This window comes from Acinetobacter lactucae (genome assembly GCF_013344765.1).
Taxonomy (GTDB): domain Bacteria; phylum Pseudomonadota; class Gammaproteobacteria; order Pseudomonadales; family Moraxellaceae; genus Acinetobacter; species Acinetobacter lactucae_A.
Genome location: NZ_JABVBF010000418.1, coordinates 1 through 512, shown reverse-complemented (window position 1 = coordinate 512; position 512 = coordinate 1). Strand labels below are relative to the sequence as shown.

General features: G+C 23.2%; 1 pseudogene. It reads right to left on the bottom strand.

Annotated features, from left to right (window positions below):
- Positions 1 to 346 precede the first annotated feature (346 nt).
- Positions 347 to 512, bottom strand: a pseudogene (locus tag HUN22_RS18310) (resolvase); the annotation flags it as partial.

The following is a 512-nucleotide window of genomic DNA, read 5'->3' as shown; positions in this document are numbered from 1 at the left end:
CAGTTAGATTGTACTCTTATTTCCAGACCTTTAATTATATTCAACTTAATTCTATAATTTTCTAAAAATAAAAAAAAGTTCATCTCCTCTTCTCAAAGAAAATGAACTTAGTGCAAATAACACTGAAACCTGAAATAGAGAATTTAATTTAAATTCTCCAAGTTATAATCACACAAACAAGCATCATTCACAATATGCATTAAATAAAATAATTAAAAATTAATTTAAAGCACAATAATTTTAAAACTATATTTAAACAAAAATAAAACTACTAATTTCAAAAAAATATTTAGTATATAGAAAATTAAATTGTCTTTAAAAAAGCTAAATCCATATTTTAACTTTATTATTTAGACCATTTAGCCTTATCTATTATACGCTGTATAACAGTTCTGGTTACAGCATACTCTTTAGCAAGTGAATAAACACTATAACCTTTTTTAAATTTATTTAAAACTTCCTCCTTTTGTGTTGGATTTAATAACTCAGGCCTTCCTACACGTTTAATTAAG